The sequence below is a fragment of the Nocardioides sp. CPCC 206347 genome (assembly GCF_048654605.1).
Taxonomy (GTDB): domain Bacteria; phylum Actinomycetota; class Actinomycetes; order Propionibacteriales; family Nocardioidaceae; genus Nocardioides.
On record NZ_JBMCYZ010000002.1, the window covers coordinates 558,716 to 577,789 of the forward strand.

Sequence of the window (19,074 nt, forward strand, 5' to 3'; positions counted from 1 at the left end):
AGGTAGAGTTGGCGCCGTGCCAGTGATCATTGACAAGCTCCTCCGTATCGGAGAAGGCAAGATCCTCCGACAGCTCGAAGCGATCGCGAAGGCCGTCAACGCCATCGAGGACGACTTCACGGCGATGTCCGACGACGAGCTGCGGGGCATGACGGACGAGTTCCGCAAGCGCCTCACCGAGGGCGAGGACCTCGACGACCTCCTCCCCGAGGCGTTCGCCACGGTGCGTGAGGCGGCCCGCCGCGTCATCGGCCAGCGCCACTTCGACGTCCAGATCATGGGCGGCGCGGCCCTGCACATGGGCAACATCGCCGAGATGAAGACCGGTGAGGGCAAGACCCTGGTCTCGACCCTCCCGGCGTACCTCAACGCCCTCGAGGGCAAGGGCGTCCACGTCGTCACCGTCAACGACTACCTGGCGAAGTTCCAGTCCGAGATGATGGGCCGGATCCACCACTTCCTCGGCCTGTCCGTCGGCGTGATCCTGCCGAGCATGCGGCCCGCCGAGCGGCGCGAGGCCTACGCCTGCGACATCACGTACGGCACGAACAACGAGCTGGGCTTCGACTACCTCCGCGACAACATGGCCTCGGTGCTCGCCGACTGCGTCCAGCGGACCCACAACTTCGCCATCGTCGACGAGGTCGACTCGATCCTCATCGACGAGGCCCGGACCCCGCTGATCATCAGCGGTCCGACCCAGGACGAGGTCAAGTGGTACGGCGAGTTCGCCAAGATCGCCCAGAAGCTGACCAAGGACGTCGACTACGAGGTCGACGAGAAGAAGCGCACGATCTCGGTCCTCGAGGACGGCATCACGCGCGTCGAGGACCACCTCGGCATCGAGAACCTCTACGAGTCGGCCAACACCCCGCTGATCTCGTTCCTGCACAACTCGATCAAGGCCAAGGAGCTCTTCCGCAACGACAAGGAGTACGTCGTCATGGAGGGCGAGGTGCTCATCGTCGACGAGCACACCGGCCGCATGCTCGCCGGACGTCGCTACAACGACGGCCTGCACCAGGCGATCGAGGCCAAGGAGGGCGTCAAGGTCCGCGAGGAGTACCAGACGCTCGCGACCGTCACGCTGCAGAACTACTTCCGCCTCTACCCGAAGCTCTCCGGCATGACCGGTACGGCGCTCACCGAGGCGTCCGAGTTCGACAAGATCTACAAGCTCGGCGTGGTCCCGATCCCGACGAACAAGCCGATGCTCCGCAAGGACCAGGCCGACCTCGTCTACCGCACCGAAGAGGCCAAGTACGACGCCGTCGTCGCCGACATCGTCGAGCGGCACGAGAAGGGCCAGCCGGTCCTCGTCGGCACCGTCTCGGTCGAGAAGTCGGAGTACCTCTCCAAGGCGCTGACCAAGAAGGGCGTCGCCCACTCGGTCCTGAACGCGAAGGTCCACGCCGAAGAGGCCAAGATCGTCGCCATGGCCGGCCACAAGGGCGCCGTCACGGTTGCCACCAACATGGCCGGTCGAGGCACCGACATCATGCTCGGTGGCTCGGTGGAGTTCCTCGCCGACGCCGAGCTGCGCAAGCAGGGCCTCGAGCCCGTCGGCGAGACGGCCGAGGAGTACGAAGCCGCCTGGCCCGCGATGGTCGAGCGCTTCAAGCACGAGGTGGAGAAGGAGCACGACGAGGTCCGTGACCTCGGCGGTCTCTACGTCATCGGCACCGAGCGTCACGAGTCGCGTCGCATCGACAACCAGCTGCGTGGTCGTTCCGGTCGTCAGGGTGACCCGGGCGAGAGCCGGTTCTACCTCTCGCTCCAGGACGAGCTGATGCGGCTGTTCAAGTCGGACTGGGTCGACCGGGTCCTGCTGCTGCTCAAGATCGCCGACGACATCCCGATCGAGAACAAGCGGGTCACGAACGCGATCGCCAACGCCCAGGGTCAGGTCGAGTCGCAGAACTTCGAGTCCCGCAAGAACGTCCTCAAGTACGACGACGTGATGGACCGCCAGCGCAAGGTCATCTACGGCGAGCGCCGCGAGGTGCTCGAAGGGGTCGACCTCGAGAGCCAGATCCGCACGTTCATCGATGACGTCGTCACCGGCACGGTGAGCGGCTCGATCGACGAGTTCGTCGAGGAGGGCGACCTCGACCAGCTGTGGACCGACCTCAAGCAGTTCTGGCCGGTGTCCGTGACGCCGAAGGAGCTGGTCGAGGAAGCCGGGTCCGCGGCTGCGCTGGACCGCGCGACGCTGATCGAGAAGCTCCAGGCCGACGCCCACGCGGCGTACGACCGTCGCGAGGAGGAGGTCGGCGAGGAGGTTGCTCGCGAGCTCGAGCGCCGCGTCGTGCTCTCGGTCCTGGACCGCAAGTGGCGTGAACACCTCTACGAGATGGACTACCTCCGCGAGGGCATCTACCTGCGGGCCTACTCGCAGCGCGACCCGCTGGTCGAGTACCAGCGCGAGGGCTTCGACATGTTCGCCGCGATGCTGGACGGCATCAAGGAGGAGACCGTCGGCTTCCTGTTCAACCTGGAGGTCCAGGTCGACGAGGAAGAGGAAGAGGTCCACTACCACGCGGACGGCACCCGTCACGTGGGTCCGATGCACGAGGGCGCGCTCGCCGAGCCGCCCGTGGGCGTCGGCGCCGGTGGCGACGTCGACCTCGCGTCGATCTCCGCGGAGCTCAAGACCCCCAAGGTCAAGGCCAAGGGCCTGGACGCCCCGAAGCAGCCGCAGAACCTGTCCTACTCGGCTCCGGACGAGACCGGCCACGAAGAGGTCCGGGGTCCGGGCACCGTGTCCAACGCGGACGACGAGTTCGCCGGGACCAGCCGCAACGCCCTGTGCCCCTGTGGCTCGGGCCAGAAGTACAAGCGGTGCCACGGCGCCCCGGGTGGCCCCAGCGGCCTCACCGCCCGCGTCAACGGCTAGCGCGAGTTGGGGTTTGTCACCCCCGAGTTGTACGAAAACACCACACCCCACGACCTACGGGCCGCGGGGTGTGGTGTTTTTCGTACAACTCGGGGGTGACAAACCCCAACTCGCGGTTACTGCAGGGCCATCCTCGGCTCGCCGTTCAGCAGGCCGGTGCTGCTGCGCACGCAGGACCCGCCCTTCGGCGTACCGCCGTTCCAGGCCTGGCGCACGCAGTTGCGGACGGCGAGCTGGCCCCAGTAGTTCGGGTGCAGCGACTCCTGGATGTAGTACGGGCTGTCGCCGGCCGTGGTCACGGTGCGGATCTGGTTGACCCACTCCGTCTTGTCGACGGCGCCGGTGCTCAGCCAGTTGGCGATCCCCACCTCTTCGTAGAGGCCGACGCCGCTCTCGCACAGACGGCGACCGTTGAAGGCGCTGGACAGGCTGAGGACCTTGGAGTTGGTGATGCCGGCCTGGCTGATGGCACCGGTGACGGTGTTGTTGATCGTGGGCAGGGCCGAGTTGTTCGCCCAGGTGGCGTCGTTGTCCCAGAAGCCGCAGCCGCCGGTGTTCTGGCGGGTGTAGCCGCTCTGGCTGTAGCGGATGCTGCCGCCGTTCGGGATCGGCGAGGGGTAGGTCTGGACGAGCATCGTCCACTGGGTGTCGGCGTAGCCGGCGTTGCGCATGGCCGTACGGACGTTGGTGAGGGCGCCGGCGATCCGGTTCTTCACGGTGGTGACGTTGGCCGAGGTGAAGTTGCTGGTCACGCTGCTGTCGTCGTTGCAGTAGTCCTTCCACCACGACGGCGAGGTGAGGAAGTCGGTGACGCACTGCTGGATGATCCCGGCGAAGTTGAAGTCGTTGCCGCCGATCGAGACGACGACCATCCGGACGTTGTTGGTCGTGGCGAAGGTCTGCAGCGCGCGGGCCTGGCCGACGCCCTCGCTGCCGCTGTAGAAGTCGAGTCCGGGCTTGAACTCGCTGCCCGTCGCGGTCGCGGTCTTGGCGCCCGAGCAGGCGAGGTTGAGGCTGTTGACGCCTCCGCCGATGTGGATCTCGGCGCTCTTCGAGCGGTGGCAGCGGTTGATCGCCTCGCCAGTCCCGGTTGCGTTGTCGTAGTACGCGGTGGAGCCCAGCGCATCGGCCCGGGCGCTGCTGCTGTTGGACGAGCCGGCCCAGCGGCCGGCCTCGCCCGAGATGTAGGAGTCACCGACGGACACCACCCAGGGGGTGCCGACCCCGGCTCCGTCCGCGTGGGCCGGGGAGGTGGTGAGGGGTGCGACGAGTGTCGCGCCGACGACGGCAAGGGCCGCCGCGAGTGCACGCAGCATGCGGATCTCCTGTGGGGACGGGGGCTGGATTACCCAGAGGTAACGTAGTGACGCACGTCACACTTGGGAAGTCCCCGGTCTCGACGTCAGGAGAAGTCGAGGGCCGTGCAGATCCAGCGCTGCCCGGTCCGCTCGAACCGGACCGCGATCGCGCGCGACCGTTCGCCGTGGCGCACGTGGACCCCGCACTCGACGATGTCGTCGGTGACGAAGCAGGAGTGCACGCTCTGGACGACCGGTCGGACCGTCTGCACCCGGGCGAGGCCGGGTTGGTGGCCGCCGGCCCGGGCGACCAGCTGGGCCCGTCGACGCAGGTCGGCGTAGACCTCCGGCGACGTCCAGCGCAGCAGCTGCGAGGACGGACGGTCGCCCCCGACGATCTCGAGCGCGGCCTGGGTGAACCGGTGGGTCCACTCCGCGATGGTGTGCCGCAGGCGCCGGTCGATGGGTACGACGGTGGCGCCGGGTCGGGCACCGGGTGCCGCCAGCTCGGGCGGCGCGTGCCGGGGGAGCAGGGCGAGGGCGAGCGTGCCCTGCGTGGCGGTGACCGGCACCGGGAGCCGTACGCCGACGAGTTCGGGCGGGGAGACGGACATGGTTCCTCCTGGGTGGGTGGGGCGGGTCGGTCAGTGGGGTGGCAGGCGGAGCTGCTGGTCGGGGAGGAGCAGGTCGGGGTCGCTCCCGATCACGGCGGCATTGGCGGCATGGATCCGGTGCCAGTACGACGTCACCTGGGCCGCGGAGGCGCCCGGACCGAGCGCCCGGGCGGCGATGGCCCACAACGAGTCGCCCGGCCGGACCCGGACCACACGCGCATCGAGGGGAGTCCCGGCCGGACCGCCACCCGTCGCGCGGTCGGGGAGCGGCAGGCCGTCCAGTGCCTCGGCGTCGAGCGGCGCGTCCGCTCCCTCGTGGGCGTGGGCGACCCCCGCGGTCGTGGAGAACACCGCGATGCCGCACGCGGCGAGCAGCAGTCCCCGGACCGCACCCACCCGACCCGGCAGCGTCCGGGTCGAACCCGGTCGGACGGCCTGGCGCACGACGTCGGTGGTCAGCCACCAGAGCGCCGCCACGGACACGAGCGCCGCCGCGGAACAGAGCTGGACCAGGAGTGAGACGAAGTCCGGGCCCGGTGCTGTCACCAGGGTGGTTGCCCCGGAAAGGGCCGTCCGGCCCAGCACCACGGAACCGGCGGTGACGCCCATCCAGAGCAGCACGCCACGCATCCGGACGCGTGCGTCGCTCGCTGTTTCGATCATCCCGAGAATCCTTGCGTTTGCTTCCGTTTGCCTCAGGATGCATTCGTTCGATACCGGAGTCAACCGTTTCTCCACAGGCGGAGGCGGCATCGGACCGGACCTGCTCGCAGCGACGGCCCGCGGGCGTGGGAGTCTGGGTGCCATGGGCTGGGAGGACGATCTGTTCGCGCTGTTCGACGATCTCGAGGATCAGGCGAGCGCGCTCCACGCGGCCGAACGCACGGCGCACGTCGCCGACCGCAGCCGGTCGGAGTACCAGCAGGTCTCGCTCGCGAGCCGGCTCATGGCAACGGTCGGTACGACGGTGACGCTCGGCGTGAGCGGCGTCGGTCCCGTCACCGGGATCATCGAGCGGGTCGCCGAGACCTGGCTGCTCGTCGCGTCCGGCGACCGCGACTGGGTCATCGACCTGCGTGCGGTCGGCACCGTCGAGGGGGCCTCGGTGCGCTCGGTCCCCGACGTCGCCTGGTCGCCGCTCACCCGCCTGGGACTCGGCTCAGCCCTGCGCCGGATCGCCGAGGCGGGGGAGGCCTGTGTGCTGCACCTGCGTGACGGCAGTCGCCACGAGGGCGTCCTGCGTCGCGTCGGCGGCGACTTCTGCGAGCTCGTCGAGGGTGAGGACCGCCGTACCCTGCTGGTGGCGTTCGAGGCCCTGGCGGCGGCTCAGTCCCGCGCCTGACCTGATCCGTCCTGATCCGTCCAGGTCGTCCAGGTCGACCAGGTCGACCAGGTCAGGTGGCGTCGACGTCGTACGGCGGTCGTTCGCCGAGATCGAGGGGTACCTGCTTCGGCGTCTCGTCGTCGCTGCGGATGGCGTCCTCGAGGTCATCGAGCTCGGCCATCGCCTCGGCGATGTGCTTGCGCACGATCGCCCGCGGGTCCAGGTCGGTGAGCTCGAGGTCGGCGAACTCGGGGCCGAGCTCGGTGCGCAGCTCGTCGCGCGCGTTGTTCGCGAACTTGCGGATCTGACGGATGAACCGGCCCGCCTGCTGGGCGAGCTCGGGCAGCCGGTCGGGGCCGAAGACAAGGACGGCGAGGACAGCGATCACGACGAGCTCGCCGAATCCGATGCCGAACATTCAGCCGCCCCCTTCAGTCCGTGCTCAGGTAGCCGTGGTCGGGATCAGAACTTGTTGCTCGGCGTGAGGCCCAGCTGCATGCCGGCCAGCCCGCGGCCACGGCCGTCGAGGCGGTCGGCGATGTCGTTGAGGGCCTGCGCGGCCGGGGCCGTCGGGTTCGACTCGACGATCGGCTTGCCGGCGTCACCGCCCTCGCGCAGCGTGATGTCGAGGGGGATCCGGCCCAGCACCGGGACGTCGTACCCGAAGCGCTTCGAGAGCGTGTCGGCCACGCGGTCGCCGCCACCTGATCCGAAGATCTCGAGGCGGTGCTCCTTGCCCTCGGGCGTGCAGTGGGGGCAGGGGAGGTAGCTCATGTTCTCGACGACGCCGACGACGCGCTGGTGCATCATCGAGGCCATCGTTCCGGCGCGCTCGGCCACCTCGGCGGCGGCCTCCTGCGGCGTGGTCACGACGACGACCTCGGCACCGGGCAGGTGCTGGCCCAGCGAGATCGCCACGTCGCCGGTGCCCGGAGGCAGGTCGAGCAGCAGGACGTCGAGGTCGCCCCAGTAGACGTCGGCGAGCATCTGGACCAGGGCCCGGTCGAGCATCGGTCCCCGCCAGGCCACGACCTGGTCACGCTTCGGCTTGAGCATGCCGATCGAGATCACCGAGACCCCCGAGGGAGTCGGCACCGGCATGATCAGGTCGTCCACCTGGGTCGGGCGCGAGTCCGCGACACCGAGCATCGCCGGGATCGAGTGGCCGTAGATGTCGGCGTCGACGACGCCGACCTTGCGGCCGGCCTTCGCGAGCGCCAGGGCGAGATTGACGGTCACCGAGGACTTGCCGACGCCGCCCTTGCCGGACGCGATGGCGAACACCTTGGTGAGCGAGCCCGGCTGCGCGAAGGTGATCTCGCGTGCGGCGGCGCCGCCGCGCAGGGTCGCGTGCAGGCCCGTCCGCTGCTCGGACGACATCACGCCGAGGTTGACCTGGACGCCGGTGACACCGGCCAGTGCAGTGACCGCGGCCGTCACGTCGCGCGTGATGGTGTCCTTGAGCGGGCACCCGGCGACGGTCAACAGGGCGTTGACCGTCACGACGGATCCGCCGTCGCCAGGGGCGATGTCGACGCTCTCGACCATGCCGAGCTCGGTGATCGGCTTCTTGATCTCCGGGTCGTTGACCGTGCCCAGCGCGGTCATGACCTGCTCGACGGACGGGGACTGCTGCGTGGTACTCACAACATCCGAGTCTAGTGAGGGGCGGGTTGCGCTCCGTCGCCGCCGTCCTCGTGAGACTCGGCACGTTCGTCGGCGCGCTCGTCGAGGTCGGCGAGCAGGGTCCGCAACTCCGAACGCAGGAAGTCACGAGTCGCCACCTCACCCACCGACATCCGCAGCGACGCGACCTCGCGGGCGAGGAACTCCATGTCGGCGTGGGCGCGGGCATCGGCCTGCCGGTCCTGCTCGGCGATCACCCGGTCGCGCGCCTCCTGGCGGTTCTGTGCGAGCAGGATCAGCGGGGCGGCGTACGACGCCTGCAGGCTCAGCATCAGGGTCAGGAAGATGAACGGGTAGGTGTCCCAGCGCCAGTCGTCCGGGGCGAGCAGGTTCCAGCCGACCCACACGACGACGAACAGCGTCATGTAGATCAGGAAGGTCGCGGTCCCCATGAACCGGGCGAACTGCTCGGCGAAGACGCCGAAGGCGTCCCTGTTGAAGCTGGGCTTCTTGACGAGCTGCCGGCGCTCCTCGCGGGGGGTGTCCAGCCGGTCCCGAGTGCGGCGCGCGTCGCTCATCGACCCGTGCCTCCGGGTCGGGGCGCGCGGTCACGCCAGTTCGTGGGAAGCATGTGGTCGAGCAGGTCGTCCACCGTGACCGCGCCGATCAGTCGCCCGTTCTCGTCGGTCACCGGCGCCGCCACGAGGTTGTACGTCGCCAGGTGGGCCGCGACCTCGTCGATGGTCGCCTCGGGGCTCAGCCACTGCATGGAGTCGTCCAGGGCGCCGGCGACGAGGGTGGACGGCGGTTCGCGCAGCAGGCGCTGGATGTGCGCGACCCCCAGCAGCTTGCCGGTCGGCGCCTCCAGCGGCGGGCGGCAGACGTAGACCAGCGCCGCGAGGGCCGGCGTGAGCTCGGGGTTGCGCACGTGCGCGAGGGCGTCGGCGATGGTGGCGTCCGGGCCGAGGATGACCGGCTCCGGCGTCATCATGGCGCCGGCGGTGTTCTCGACGTACTTCATCAGCCGCCGGACGTCCTCGGCCTCCTCCGGTTCCATCAGCTGGAGCAGGATCTCGGCGGTCTCGGGCGGCAGGTCGCGCACCAGGTCGGCGGCGTCGTCGGGCGACATCTCCTCGAGGATGTCGGCGGCCCGCTCGGCCTCGAGGCCCTTGAGGATCTCGACCTGGTCGGTGTCGGGCATCTCCTCGAGGATGTCGGCGAGGCGCTCGTCATCGAGCGCCAGCGCCACGGCCGTACGACGATCGGCGGGCAGGTCGTGAAGGATGCTCGCCGCGTCGGCGGGCCGCATCTCGTTCAGCGCGGCGACCAGGTGGGTCGCGCCCTGGCGGTCGTCGGACCGGGTGAGCCCGACGACGTCACGCCACTCGACGACATGGGTCTGCCCGCGGCGCCGGAATCCCTTCGACGGTTCGCGGACGGCGACCCGGCTGAGCACCCAGTCGCGGGTGCGCGCGGGCTCCATCGCGACGTCGTACACGGTGCCGGCGACGCCGGTGCTGGTGATGGTGACGGTGCGGTCGAGCATCTGGCCCATGACGAGGGTCTCGGTGGAGCGCTGCTCGAAGCGCCGCATGTTGAGCAGTCCGGTCGTGTAGACGTGCTCGCTGTCGATGTTGGTGACCCGCGTCATCGGCACGAAGATCCGTCGCCGGCCGAAGACCTCGGCAACGATGCCGAGGACGCGGGGCTGGGTGCCTTCGGTGCGCATCGTGACGACCAGGTCGCGGACCTTGCCGACCTGGTCACCCTGGGGGTCAAAGATCGGGAGTCCGACCAGCCTGGCCGCGAACACGCGGGACGGGGTGGTGCTCACGGACCGAACGCTACCGTCCGGGGCCGTCCGTTATCGTTTGCGCACGCCCGACAGGGCCGCCGAGAAGGGCCATCAACGGGGAGGGAGCGCCACGTGCGTCGCAAGGTCGCGCAGGGTGCCGCCGGAATCCGTGGCCTCGTCGCCTCCGCCCGTGGCACCCGCGTCACCGCTGTCGACGACGCCGGCCTGGTGCTCGCCGCGCGAGGCGAGGACCGCGTGGTCGACGTCCTCTTCGACGACCGCCGGATCTGGTCCTTCTGGCTGGTGCGCGACACGGTGCAGCTGCCCAACGGGCTGCGGCAGGCCGCGTGGCCCGACCGGATGCGCCGTTTCCTCAAGGGCCGCAGCCGGATCACCGTGCGTGAGCACGTCAGCGACGAGGTCCTGTTCGACGACGAGCGCGCGTTCGGCGACTCCGAGGCCAGGATCGCCTTCGTCAACGCCGCCGGGCTGGAGATCAGCCTCGACAAGTCCGGCCGGTTCAGCCCGACGTTCTCGGTGCGCAGCCCCGAGCAGCTGCTGCCGCTGCTCGACGCGATCGAGCAGGTCACCGAGATGCTGAAGGACATCGGGATCAACGCGTTCCCGGCCTACGGGACCCTGCTGGGAGCGGTCCGCGAGGGCACCTTCCTGGGACACGACTCGGACGCCGACCTGGGGTACGTGTCGTCGTACTCCACCCCGGTGGACGTGATCCGGGAGTCGTTCGCCCTGCAGCGCGCCGTGGTCGAGCGCGGGTTCGCCACCCACCGCTACAGCGGCGGGGCGTTCCGGATCGACGTCCGCGAGTCCGACGGTTCGGTGCGTGGCCTCGACCTGTTCGGCGGCTTCCTCGACCACGGGACGCTCTACCTCCTCGGCGAGGTGGGCACGCCGTTCGAGGAGGAGTGGCTGTACCCGTTCGGGACCTGCTCCCTGATGGGTCGGGAGTTCAGCTGTCCCGCCCGTCCCGAGAAGCTCCTCGAGGCGATGTACGGCCCGAGCTGGAAGGTGCCGGACCCGGCGTACAAGTTCGAGACCCCGCAGCCCGTGGTCGACCGCTTCAACAGCTGGTTCCGCGGTACGTCGGCGCTGCGTCGCCCGTGGCAACGCGAGCTGAACGCCAAGGGTGGTCGCCCGCCCGGCGCGACACCGTCCGACCTCGCCGAACGGGTGGCCGCCGACGTCGCCCCGGGCACGCGGGTCCTCGATGTCGGCGCGGGTGAGGCAGGCGACGCGCTGTGGCTCGCGCGGCAGGGCTTCCCCACCACCGCCTATGACTTCGTGCCGCAGGGTGCGCGGGGGGCCATGAAGGTCGCCAGGACCGAGGGCCTGCCGCTGGAGGTCCGCACCCTCAACCTGACGGAGTGGCGCTCGTCCCTCGCGGAGGTCGCCCGGATCTCGCGGGTCGCCGAGCCCCGCGTCATCCTGGCCCGGCACATCTTCGACGCCACCAACAGCGTCGGACGCGAGGCGCTCGCAAGGTTCGCGGCGGGCGCCCTGCGTGGCGGCGGCCGACTCTATGCTGACGTCTGGACCGGGGGAGGCGAGCCCGACTTCGGGATCCGCCCGTTCGCGCTGGACCGTCTCGTCGCGCTGGTCGAGGCGCAGGGTGGGACCGTGGTGTCGACCACGGAGTACGACGCGGGTGCCGGCCGGCCCCGTGCAATCGGACGACTGGTGGCGGAGTGGGCATGAGCAAGCGGGACGAGATCGAGCAGCTGCAAGCGCGCGTGGCCGGCCTGGAGGGCGAGATCGCAGAGCTGCGGCGCCACCACCTGCGCCTGGCCGAGCTCGCCGATGTCGTCCAGGAACTGCTGATCCCGATGGCGAGTCGCGACGAGACCCGCATCGCCGAGGCCATCGAGAAGTTCCAGCGCGCTCAGTGACGGGTGCCTGATGGCCGAACGCGTCTACGTCCACCCGGGACTGCCGAAGACGGCGACCACGTACCTCCAGAACGTCCTCTGGAGGTCGCGGGACCAGCTGGCTGACGACGGCGTCCTGCTTCCCGGTTCCGAGCGTCGCGACCACCTGTGGTCGACGCGGGTCGTGTGCGAGGACCCCCACCTCGGGAGGCACCCCCGTCGCGCCGACGACGAACGCAGCTCGTGGGACCGGTTGCGTGCGGAGATCGCGGCGTGGCCGGGCACCGCGCTGATCAGCCACGAGTTCTTCGCCGCCGCGAGCGCCGGGCAGGCCCGGCGCATGGTCGAGCAGCTCGCGCCCGCGCAGGTGGACCTCGTGGTGACTGCCCGCGAACCCCTCGGCCTGTTCGCCGCGTCCTGGCAGGAGAGCCTCAAGAACAAGGCGGTCGCTTCGATCGAGGACTACTCCCGCACCGAGTCCTCGCGGTCGACCGACATCTGGAACTGGCGCACGCTGGACCTGCGGCTCGTCCTCGAGCGCTGGTCCGGGGCCGTGCCGTTCGCGAACATCCACGTGCTCCCGCTCGACACGTCCGCCCCCCGTGACGACATCTGGCACCGGTTCGCCGGCCTGCTCCAGCTGGCACCGGACGCCTATGACCTCAACGACTCGTTCCCCAACGAGTCCATGGGCGTCGTCGAGGCGGAGACGCTGCGCCGGGTGAACGCCCACCTGGACTCGTTCAGCAATGCCTTCGACCGGGGCGTGTACCTGCGCACCTTCCTCGCCGACGAGCTGCTCGTGCCGCGCGGGGGAGAGCGGTTCTGGCCCTCCGCCGAACGCATCGCGGAGTGCCGGGTGCGCGGCGATGCCGCGATCGCCTGGCTCCGCGAGCACGCGATCGACGTCGTCGGTGACATCGAGGCGCTGCGCGTGCCCGAGGACCTACCAGCCCGACGCACGCCCGACTCGGTCACCGACGCCGAGGTGGCCGCGACGGCGACCGAGCTGGCCGCGGCGCTGCTCGACGAGGTCCGCACCCTGCGCAGTGCGCTGGGCCAGGCGCTCGACCGGTCAGTTCTTGGCGCCGACGAGCGTCGCGCTGGCGACGACGATGGGGTGGTCGCTGATGCGGCGGTGCTCGGCGGAGAAGTCGTCGACGTACCCGCTGAAGGTGACGCCGCCGTAGGCAGTGATCCAGTCCACGGGCCGCATCCGGGGCGCTGAGCCGCAGGTCCCGCCGCCGCCCTGCGCAGCGACCAGCCCGGTCCTCGGGATCACCTGGCAGTAGAAGTTGCCGCGGTCGTTCATGTCGCCGATCAGGAAGATCGGCACCTTCTCGGACTTCAACGAGTTCACGTAGTCGGCCGCGATCCGCAGGCCGGCGTTGCGGCTGGCGGTGCGGGATCCGCTGCGGCCCGACGTGGTGTGCATGTTGAGGACGTAGAACTCGCGCCGGCTGTCCTTGTGGCGCAACCGCACGATGCTCTGGGCCCGGTGACCCCCGTTGTAGGGGATCTGGAAGTTGTCGGCAGCGACGAGCTCGAAGACGGCCGGGTTCCACATGATGCCGTTGTCGGTGTCGCCGGGCTTGGAGTAGGCGTCCCAGCCGAGCCCGCCCCGGACGGCGGCGTACTGCGGTGCCCTCGCCTCCTGTACGCCGACGATGTCCGCGCCGTGGGCGCGGATCAGGCCGACCGACATGGACGCGCGGGGACCGGCGTCGGGCCAGCTGGCGCGCGAGCCGCCGGGGGCGGTGTAGTTGTTGCCCAGCAGGTTGAAGGTCGCGATCTTGAAGGTCGCCGACTCCATGCGGACCTTCTTGACCTGTGCCTCGGCGGCCTTGACGTCCTCGAGGAGGGCGGAGTCCTCCACGCCCTCGATGATGCTGCCGTCGGTGGCGCGTTCCTCGCGGTCGTTGCGGGGCCGGGTCCCGTCGGTCACTTCCGGGTCGATCGCCGCGGCCGCCGCCGGGTCCTTGGCGGAGTCGTCACTCGCTGCGTCGGGCAGCCCGCCGTCCCAGAGCGTCGCGATGCCGAGCATCAGGGCTCCCAGGAGCACGACGGCAAGGACGGGCAGGAGATCTGCCCGTCGTGAGTGCCGGTGCTTCCCGGAGTCGTCGGGCATAGCGGGTATCGTACCTGAGGCTTCGCTCCGAACTGGCCTCCTCGCAGGCGTCGGTGGCCGCTTGCCCACGACCCGACCGAGTCAATCCGATGCCATCCGAGGAGGACCGCTGTGACCGAGGCGCGGTCCTTCCGCTCCGACATCCAGGGCCTCCGTGCCCTGGCCGTCGGCCTGGTGATCCTGGCCCACGCCGGATTCCGTACGGCGGCGGGCGGCTTCGTGGGTGTCGACGTCTTCTTCGTGATCTCCGGCTTCCTGATCGTGGGCCTGCTCGTGCGCGAGGCGGGCGAGAGCCGGCGGATCTCGATCGTCGACTTCTACGCGCGCCGGGCTCGCCGGGTGATCCCGGCTGCCACCGTGGTGCTGGCCGTCACGGCGTTCGCCGCGGCGTACTTCCTGCCCCTCGTGCGCAGCATCGAGGTCATCAAGGACACGGTCTGGGCGGCGTTCTTCGGCGCCAACATCCGCTTCTCCCTGGTCGAGACCGACTACTTCGCCGAGGGCGAGCCGCCCTCGCCGGTGCAGCACTACTGGTCCCTCGCGGTCGAGGAACAGTTCTACGTCGTCATCCCGGTCCTGCTGCTCCTGATCGCTGTCGCCCTGCGTCGGTGGGGCCACGTCCTGCCTGAGCACGCGAACCGGTCGTTGCGCCGCGCGGTCGTGGCGGTGCTCGGTGCGGTGACCCTCGGGTCCCTCGCGTACTCCGTGTGGGTGACCGAGGCCAACCCCACGGCCGCCTACTTCTCCACGCCGGCCCGCGCGTGGGAGCTCGGCATCGGCGGGCTCCTGGCCACCCTGCTCTGGGGACGCCGGCCGGCCGCGCCGCGCTGGCTGACCGAGCTGGCGGGCGTCGCCGGACTGGCCCTGATCGCGTACGCCACGCTGACCTTCAGCTCCGCGACGCCGATGCCCGGCATCGCCGCGCTGGTCCCCGTGGGCGGCAGCGGCCTGCTGCTCGCGGCGGGCGCGAGCACGAGTGCGCCGTCGACGTACTGGTTCCGGCTGTTCTCGCTCCAGCCGATCCGGGTGCTGGGCGACTGGTCCTACTCGCTCTACCTGTGGCACTTCCCGGTGCTGTTGATCGCCCAGGCGCACTGGGAGGAGCCGCGGCTGAGTCGTCCACACCTCGCGCTGGCGCTGGTGCTGATCCTCGCGCTGAGCGCAGCGTCGTACCACCTGGTCGAGGAGCCGTTCCGGCGTGGCGTGCGCTGGAAGCCGCGGATGCGCGCCGTTGGTCTCTACCCGATCAGCCTCGCGCTCGTCATCGGGTCCGCATTCGGTGCGCGGGCGTGGGTGGACCACCAGATCGCCGGGCTCTCCGACAACCCCGAGATCTCCACGACCGACTACCAGCGCGAGGGCCTCAGCGACGACCCGACCGTCGCGCTCGTCCAGGCATCCGTCCTGGCCGCGAAGGACGGGAGGCCGGTCCCCGGCGGCCTGAAGCCCGACCTGGGCCGCCTCCGCGAATCGGTGGCGCCCCTGGGCGACTGCGACTACACCCTCGAGGTCACCAAGCTGTGCCCGTTCGGTGACGTGGACGCGAAGCGCTCGATCGTGGTCGTCGGTGACTCGCACGGCCGGATGTGGGGCCCCGCCCTGAACGTGATCGGCAAGAAGTACGGGTACGCCGTCTACCAGCTGGTCTTCAGCGGGTGCCCGGCCAACACGGTCACCCGCGACCAGAAGGGCGATCGCCCCTGGCCCGAGTGCGCCGCGTTCAAGGAATGGGCCGAGCAGCAGGTGGCCGACCTCCAGCCCGACCTGACCGTCGTCGCCAACAACTTCTACCGGGTCCCGACGATGGCCGGTGGCCGGCAGGAGCGCGGGCTCGCCGAGGAGTTCAGCATTCTCGAGAAGTCCTCGGACCGCGTGGTGATGCTCGGCAACGTGCCCAAGGTCCAGCGCTCGCCGGGCGTCTGCCTGTCACGGCGCGACGTGGACCTCGGCGACTGCATGTTCCCGCCGAGCCCGGTGACGGTGCGCGGCCAGCACGTCTTCCGCGACGTCGCGAAGGCGTCCGGCGTCGAGTTCATCGACGTGCAGAAGTGGTTCTGTGCGGACGGCCAGTGCCCGCCGGTGATCGGCGACGTCGTACCCCTGCGCGATCGCGAACACATCACCTTCGAGTACTCCGAGCAGCTGGCCGTGCCGCTGGCCCGGGAGTTCGGCTTCCGGTGATCAGGTGCGCTGCGTCAGGCCCTTGCCGGCCGCGACGCCGCGCTTGACCGCGGCACTCGCCACCTGGCCGGCGAGCTGGCTGGCGACCTTGATCTGGTCACCGACCTGCTGGGTCGCGGCGAGCGGAGCCAGCGCGACCTCCGCGCGCGCCACGAGGGCGTCGGCGCGCTCGATGACGGTGTTGAAGTCGATGACCGCGTGGTGGAAGCCCTCGATCGTCTTCGAGAGCTGCAGCAGGGCCGCGGTGAGCTCCGTCAGCTGGGCGCTGGTCGCGTCGGGCGTGGGCGAGGCGTCGTACGGGGTGGTCATGGCGCGCATGCTAGATGACCCCGATGTCCGGGAGTGCATGCCCGGCGACGCCTGCGTGACCTTGTTCACGTGGGGATCTCAGCGGGCGGCTGGGGCCCCTACCGACGGGTACAGTGCCGTCGGTCGTACCAGCGAAAGGGAACTTTGATGCCGAAGCTTTGCCAGACCGAGGGACTCAACGAGGACCAGGTCGAGATCCTGAAGGCCGTCCGTGTCTTCGTGGACGAGCAGATCATCCCCGTCGCGCAGGAGCTCGAGCACGCCGACGAGTACCCGACCGAGATCATCGAGGGCCTCAAGGAGCTCGGCGTCTTCGGCCTCACCATCCCCGAGGAGTTCGGTGGGCTCGGTGAGTCGCTGCTGACCTACGCCCTCGTGGTCGAGGAGATCGCCCGCGGCTGGATGAGCGTCTCCGGTGTCATCAACACCCACTTCATCGTCGCGTACCTGCTGATGCAGCACGGCACGGACGAGCAGAAGGCCAAGTACCTCCCGAAGATGGCGACCGGCGAGGTCCGCGGCGCGTTCTCGATGTCCGAGCCCGGCCTGGGGTCCGACGTCGCCGCCGTGTCGACGAAGGCCACCAAGCAGGAGGACGGCTCCTACTCCATCACCGGCCAGAAGATGTGGCTGACCAACGGTGGCACCTCCACCCTGGTCGCCCTGCTGGTCAAGACCGATGAGGGCGCCGACAGCGTCTACAAGAACATGACCACCTTCCTCGTCGAGAAGGAGCCGGGCTTCGGCGAGACCGCCCAGGGCGTCACCGTCCCCGGCAAGATCGACAAGATGGGCTACAAGGGCGTCGAGACGACCGAGCTCATCCTCGAGGGCCACCAGATCAGCGCCGACCAGATCCTCGGCGGTGAGCCGGGCAAGGGCTTCTTCCAGATGATGGACGGCGTCGAGGTCGGCCGCGTCAACGTCGCCGCCCGCGCGTGCGGCCTGGCCTGGCGCGGCTTCGAGCTCGGCATCGCCTACGCCCAGCAGCGCAAGACCTTCGGCAAGTTCATCGCCGAGCACCAGGCCGTGCTGTTCCGGATCGCCGACATGGCGACCAAGGTCGAGACCGCGCACACGATGATGGTCCGCGCCGCGCGCCTCAAGGACACCGGCCAGCGGATGGACGTCGAGGCCGGCATGGCCAAGATGGTCGCCGCCGAGCTGGCCAACGAGGTCGTCGAGGACTCCTTCCGGATCCACGGTGGCTACGGCTACTCCAAGGAGTACGAGATCGAGCGCCTGATGCGCGAGGTCAAGTTCATGCTCATCGGTGAGGGCACCTCCGACATCCAGAAGATGATCATCGGCCGCTCGCTGCTGAAGGACTACAAGCTCAAGTGACCGCGACCAGCAAGACGAACCCGGGCAACTTCTTCGAGGACTTCACCGTCGGGCAGGTGCTCCAGCACGCCACGCCGCGCACCGTCACCGAAGGTGACCGCGCCGTCTACGGCTCGCTCTACCCGACCCGGTTCGCCGTACCGTCCTCTGCTGCCTTCGCGGCATCGGTCGGCCTCGACCCGCACCCGGTCGAGGAGCTGATCGCCTTCCACATCGCGTTCGGCAAGACCGTCCCGGACATCTCGCTCAACGCGGTCGCGAACCTCGGCTACGCCGAGTGCCGTTTCCACCAGCCGGTGGTCCCGGGCGACACCTTGAGCACCACGTCCGAGGTCATCGGCCTCAAGCAGAACTCCAACGGCAAGAGCGGCGTGGTCTACGTCCGCTCGACCGCCACCAACCAGCGCGGCGAGGTCGCCCTCGACTGGGCCCGGTGGGTCATGGTGCACAAGCGTGACGTCGACGCGCCGGCCCCCGAGGCCGTCGTACCCGACCTGGCGCCGGCGGTCGCTGCGGCGGACCTCGTGCTCCCGGCCGGGCTGGACTTCTCGTCGTACGACTTCGCCGCCGCAGGCGAACCGCACCGGTTCGACGACTACGAGGTCGGCGAGAAGATCGACCACGTCGACGGCGTGACGCTCACCGACTCCGAGCACCAGCAGGCGACCCGCCTGTGGCAGAACACCGCCAAGGTGCACTTCAACGTCCAGGCGCGCCCCGACGGCAACCGCCTCGTCTACGGCGGCCACGTGATCTCGCTGGCCCGTGCCCTGTCGTTCAACGGGCTCGCCAATGCGCAGCTGGTCGCCGCGATCAATGCCGGCGCCCACACGGCTCCCGCGTTCGGTGGCGACACCATCTACGCGTGGTCCGAGGTGCTCGAGAAGGCCGAGACGTCGGTGCCGAGCGTCGGCGCGCTGCGCCTGCGCCTGGTGGCCACCAAGGACCGCGACGAGTCGATGACCCTGCGCGACGCCGAGACCGGGAAGTACGCAGCGGGCGTGCTGCTCGACCTCGACTACTGGGCACTCATTCCCCGCTGACCGCGACATCCTTGATCGTGTAGGTGACCTCGTCGTCGGTGGCCATCCTGAGCTGGTCGAGCGCCACCACCGAGGGGTGGTCCTGGCCGGTCGGCCAGGTCACCTCCGCCTCGTCGACCTGCGGGTCGTTGGCCCGCGCGATGATGTCGTTGATCGACAGGCGGGCGAACTCCGGGGCCGCCTGGCCCTTGGCCTCCCCGAAGGTGGAGATCGCCTCGGTGACCTTGCCGTCCTTGACGGTGACCCGGACGGCGCCGACCTGCGGGCAGTAGCAGAGCACCTCGAGGCGGTAGGTGTAGTCCTGCGGTGCGAAGTCGGGGTAGTCACGGACCGCTGAGGGCGGGTCCTGCGTGGCCGACGGTTCGCTCTCCACCTTCGCGTCGTCGGTCGCCGCGTCGTTCTCGTGCTTGCAGCCTGCTGCAGTGAGGGCGAGCCCGGTGGTCAGGGCGATGGCGCCGAGGCGTACGACGGTCCGCTGGTGGCCGTGGGTGATGTGCATGAGCCTCATGATGCATGCGACGTCCGGGGCGACTCCACGGTTCCCCCGAACGGCCGACGATTGCCATCAAATGAAACTTGTTCTAGTTTTGCCTGCCAAACGCATGACCTACGTCACATCGTGTCGTTGCT

General features: G+C 69.6%; 17 protein-coding genes. 7 read left to right on the top strand and 10 right to left on the bottom strand.

Annotated features, from left to right (window positions below):
- Positions 1-16 precede the first annotated feature (16 nt).
- Positions 17-2,896 carry a preprotein translocase subunit SecA gene (gene secA / locus ACOACQ_RS09075; RefSeq protein WP_420288098.1) on the top strand — a complete coding sequence of 960 codons (2,880 nt, stop codon included), beginning with the start codon at positions 17-19 and terminating at the stop codon, positions 2,894-2,896.
- A gap of 116 nt (positions 2,897-3,012) precedes the next feature.
- Here secA and ACOACQ_RS09080 read toward each other — a convergent pair whose 3' ends face one another.
- From ACOACQ_RS09080 to ACOACQ_RS09090, 3 genes are all read right to left on the bottom strand, one after another.
- Complete coding sequence (locus ACOACQ_RS09080; protein ID WP_378598178.1) at positions 3,013-4,212, bottom strand: hypothetical protein; 1,200 nt, start codon at positions 4,210-4,212, stop codon at positions 3,013-3,015.
- Positions 4,213-4,298: 86 nt separating this feature from the next.
- Positions 4,299-4,808 carry an Rv3235 family protein gene (locus ACOACQ_RS09085; protein ID WP_378598180.1) on the bottom strand — a complete coding sequence of 170 codons (510 nt, stop codon included), beginning with the start codon at positions 4,806-4,808 and terminating at the stop codon, positions 4,299-4,301.
- A 30-nt stretch (positions 4,809-4,838) separates the two neighbouring features.
- Positions 4,839-5,471: a LysM peptidoglycan-binding domain-containing protein gene (locus tag ACOACQ_RS09090; protein WP_420288099.1), complete on the bottom strand. Its 633-nt coding sequence runs from the start codon at positions 5,469-5,471 to the stop codon at positions 4,839-4,841.
- Between the two features lie 142 nt (positions 5,472-5,613).
- Between ACOACQ_RS09090 and ACOACQ_RS09095 the strand changes: the two genes are divergently transcribed.
- Positions 5,614-6,150 carry a hypothetical protein gene (locus ACOACQ_RS09095; protein ID WP_378598184.1) on the top strand — a complete coding sequence of 179 codons (537 nt, stop codon included), beginning with the start codon at positions 5,614-5,616 and terminating at the stop codon, positions 6,148-6,150.
- 52 nt (positions 6,151-6,202) lie between these two features.
- Here the strand turns inward: ACOACQ_RS09095 and ACOACQ_RS09100 are convergent, their stop codons facing one another.
- The 4 genes from ACOACQ_RS09100 to ACOACQ_RS09115 are packed head-to-tail and all read right to left on the bottom strand — an operon-like array spanning position 6,203 to position 9,592.
- Complete coding sequence (locus ACOACQ_RS09100) at positions 6,203-6,550, bottom strand: sec-independent translocase (protein WP_378598186.1); 348 nt, start codon at positions 6,548-6,550, stop codon at positions 6,203-6,205.
- Between the two features lie 44 nt (positions 6,551-6,594).
- Positions 6,595-7,740 (bottom strand): Mrp/NBP35 family ATP-binding protein, encoded by a 1,146-nt coding sequence (locus ACOACQ_RS09105; protein WP_378598294.1) that lies wholly within the window; start codon positions 7,738-7,740, stop codon positions 6,595-6,597.
- 50 nt (positions 7,741-7,790) lie between these two features.
- Positions 7,791-8,336 (bottom strand): DUF1003 domain-containing protein, encoded by a 546-nt coding sequence (locus ACOACQ_RS09110; RefSeq protein WP_378598188.1) that lies wholly within the window; start codon positions 8,334-8,336, stop codon positions 7,791-7,793.
- On the bottom strand, positions 8,333-9,592 hold the full coding sequence (locus ACOACQ_RS09115) for a magnesium transporter MgtE N-terminal domain-containing protein (protein ID WP_378598189.1): 1,260 nt from the start codon (positions 9,590-9,592) through the stop codon (positions 8,333-8,335). Before ACOACQ_RS09115 ends, ACOACQ_RS09110 begins: the two co-directional genes overlap by 4 nt.
- A gap of 93 nt (positions 9,593-9,685) precedes the next feature.
- Here ACOACQ_RS09115 and ACOACQ_RS09120 point away from each other — a divergent pair, with 93 nt between their 5' ends.
- Positions 9,686-11,269, top strand: a complete 1,584-nt coding sequence (locus ACOACQ_RS09120) for a hypothetical protein (protein ID WP_420288100.1) — start codon at positions 9,686-9,688, stop codon at positions 11,267-11,269.
- Complete coding sequence (locus ACOACQ_RS09125; RefSeq protein WP_378598193.1) at positions 11,266-11,460, top strand: DUF6752 domain-containing protein; 195 nt, start codon at positions 11,266-11,268, stop codon at positions 11,458-11,460. Before ACOACQ_RS09120 ends, ACOACQ_RS09125 begins: the two co-directional genes overlap by 4 nt.
- 1,054 nt (positions 11,461-12,514) lie before the next feature.
- Here ACOACQ_RS09125 and ACOACQ_RS09130 read toward each other — a convergent pair.
- Positions 12,515-13,567: an endonuclease/exonuclease/phosphatase family protein gene (locus tag ACOACQ_RS09130; RefSeq protein WP_420288101.1), complete on the bottom strand. Its 1,053-nt coding sequence runs from the start codon at positions 13,565-13,567 to the stop codon at positions 12,515-12,517.
- A gap of 111 nt (positions 13,568-13,678) precedes the next feature.
- On the opposite strand from ACOACQ_RS09130, the gene ACOACQ_RS09135 reads away from it, so the two are divergent.
- Complete coding sequence (locus ACOACQ_RS09135) at positions 13,679-15,748, top strand: acyltransferase family protein (RefSeq protein ID WP_420288102.1); 2,070 nt, start codon at positions 13,679-13,681, stop codon at positions 15,746-15,748.
- Here the strand turns inward: ACOACQ_RS09135 and ACOACQ_RS09140 are convergent, their stop codons facing one another.
- Positions 15,749-16,057 carry a hypothetical protein gene (locus ACOACQ_RS09140; protein ID WP_378598198.1) on the bottom strand — a complete coding sequence of 103 codons (309 nt, stop codon included), beginning with the start codon at positions 16,055-16,057 and terminating at the stop codon, positions 15,749-15,751.
- Positions 16,058-16,204: 147 nt separating this feature from the next.
- On the opposite strand from ACOACQ_RS09140, the gene ACOACQ_RS09145 reads away from it, so the two are divergent.
- Together ACOACQ_RS09145 and ACOACQ_RS09150 are read left to right on the top strand one after the other, a co-directional pair.
- On the top strand, positions 16,205-17,401 hold the full coding sequence (locus ACOACQ_RS09145; protein ID WP_378598200.1) for an acyl-CoA dehydrogenase family protein: 1,197 nt from the start codon (positions 16,205-16,207) through the stop codon (positions 17,399-17,401).
- Positions 17,398-18,444, top strand: a complete 1,047-nt coding sequence (locus tag ACOACQ_RS09150; protein WP_378598202.1) for a MaoC family dehydratase — start codon at positions 17,398-17,400, stop codon at positions 18,442-18,444. Before ACOACQ_RS09145 ends, ACOACQ_RS09150 begins: the two co-directional genes overlap by 4 nt.
- On the opposite strand, the gene ACOACQ_RS09155 is transcribed toward ACOACQ_RS09150, so the two are convergent.
- Positions 18,431-18,943, bottom strand: coding sequence for a DUF6174 domain-containing protein (locus ACOACQ_RS09155; protein WP_420288103.1), 513 nt, complete (start codon positions 18,941-18,943; stop codon positions 18,431-18,433). The genes ACOACQ_RS09150 and ACOACQ_RS09155 overlap by 14 nt on opposite strands.
- Between the last annotated feature and the right edge of the window lie 131 nt (positions 18,944-19,074).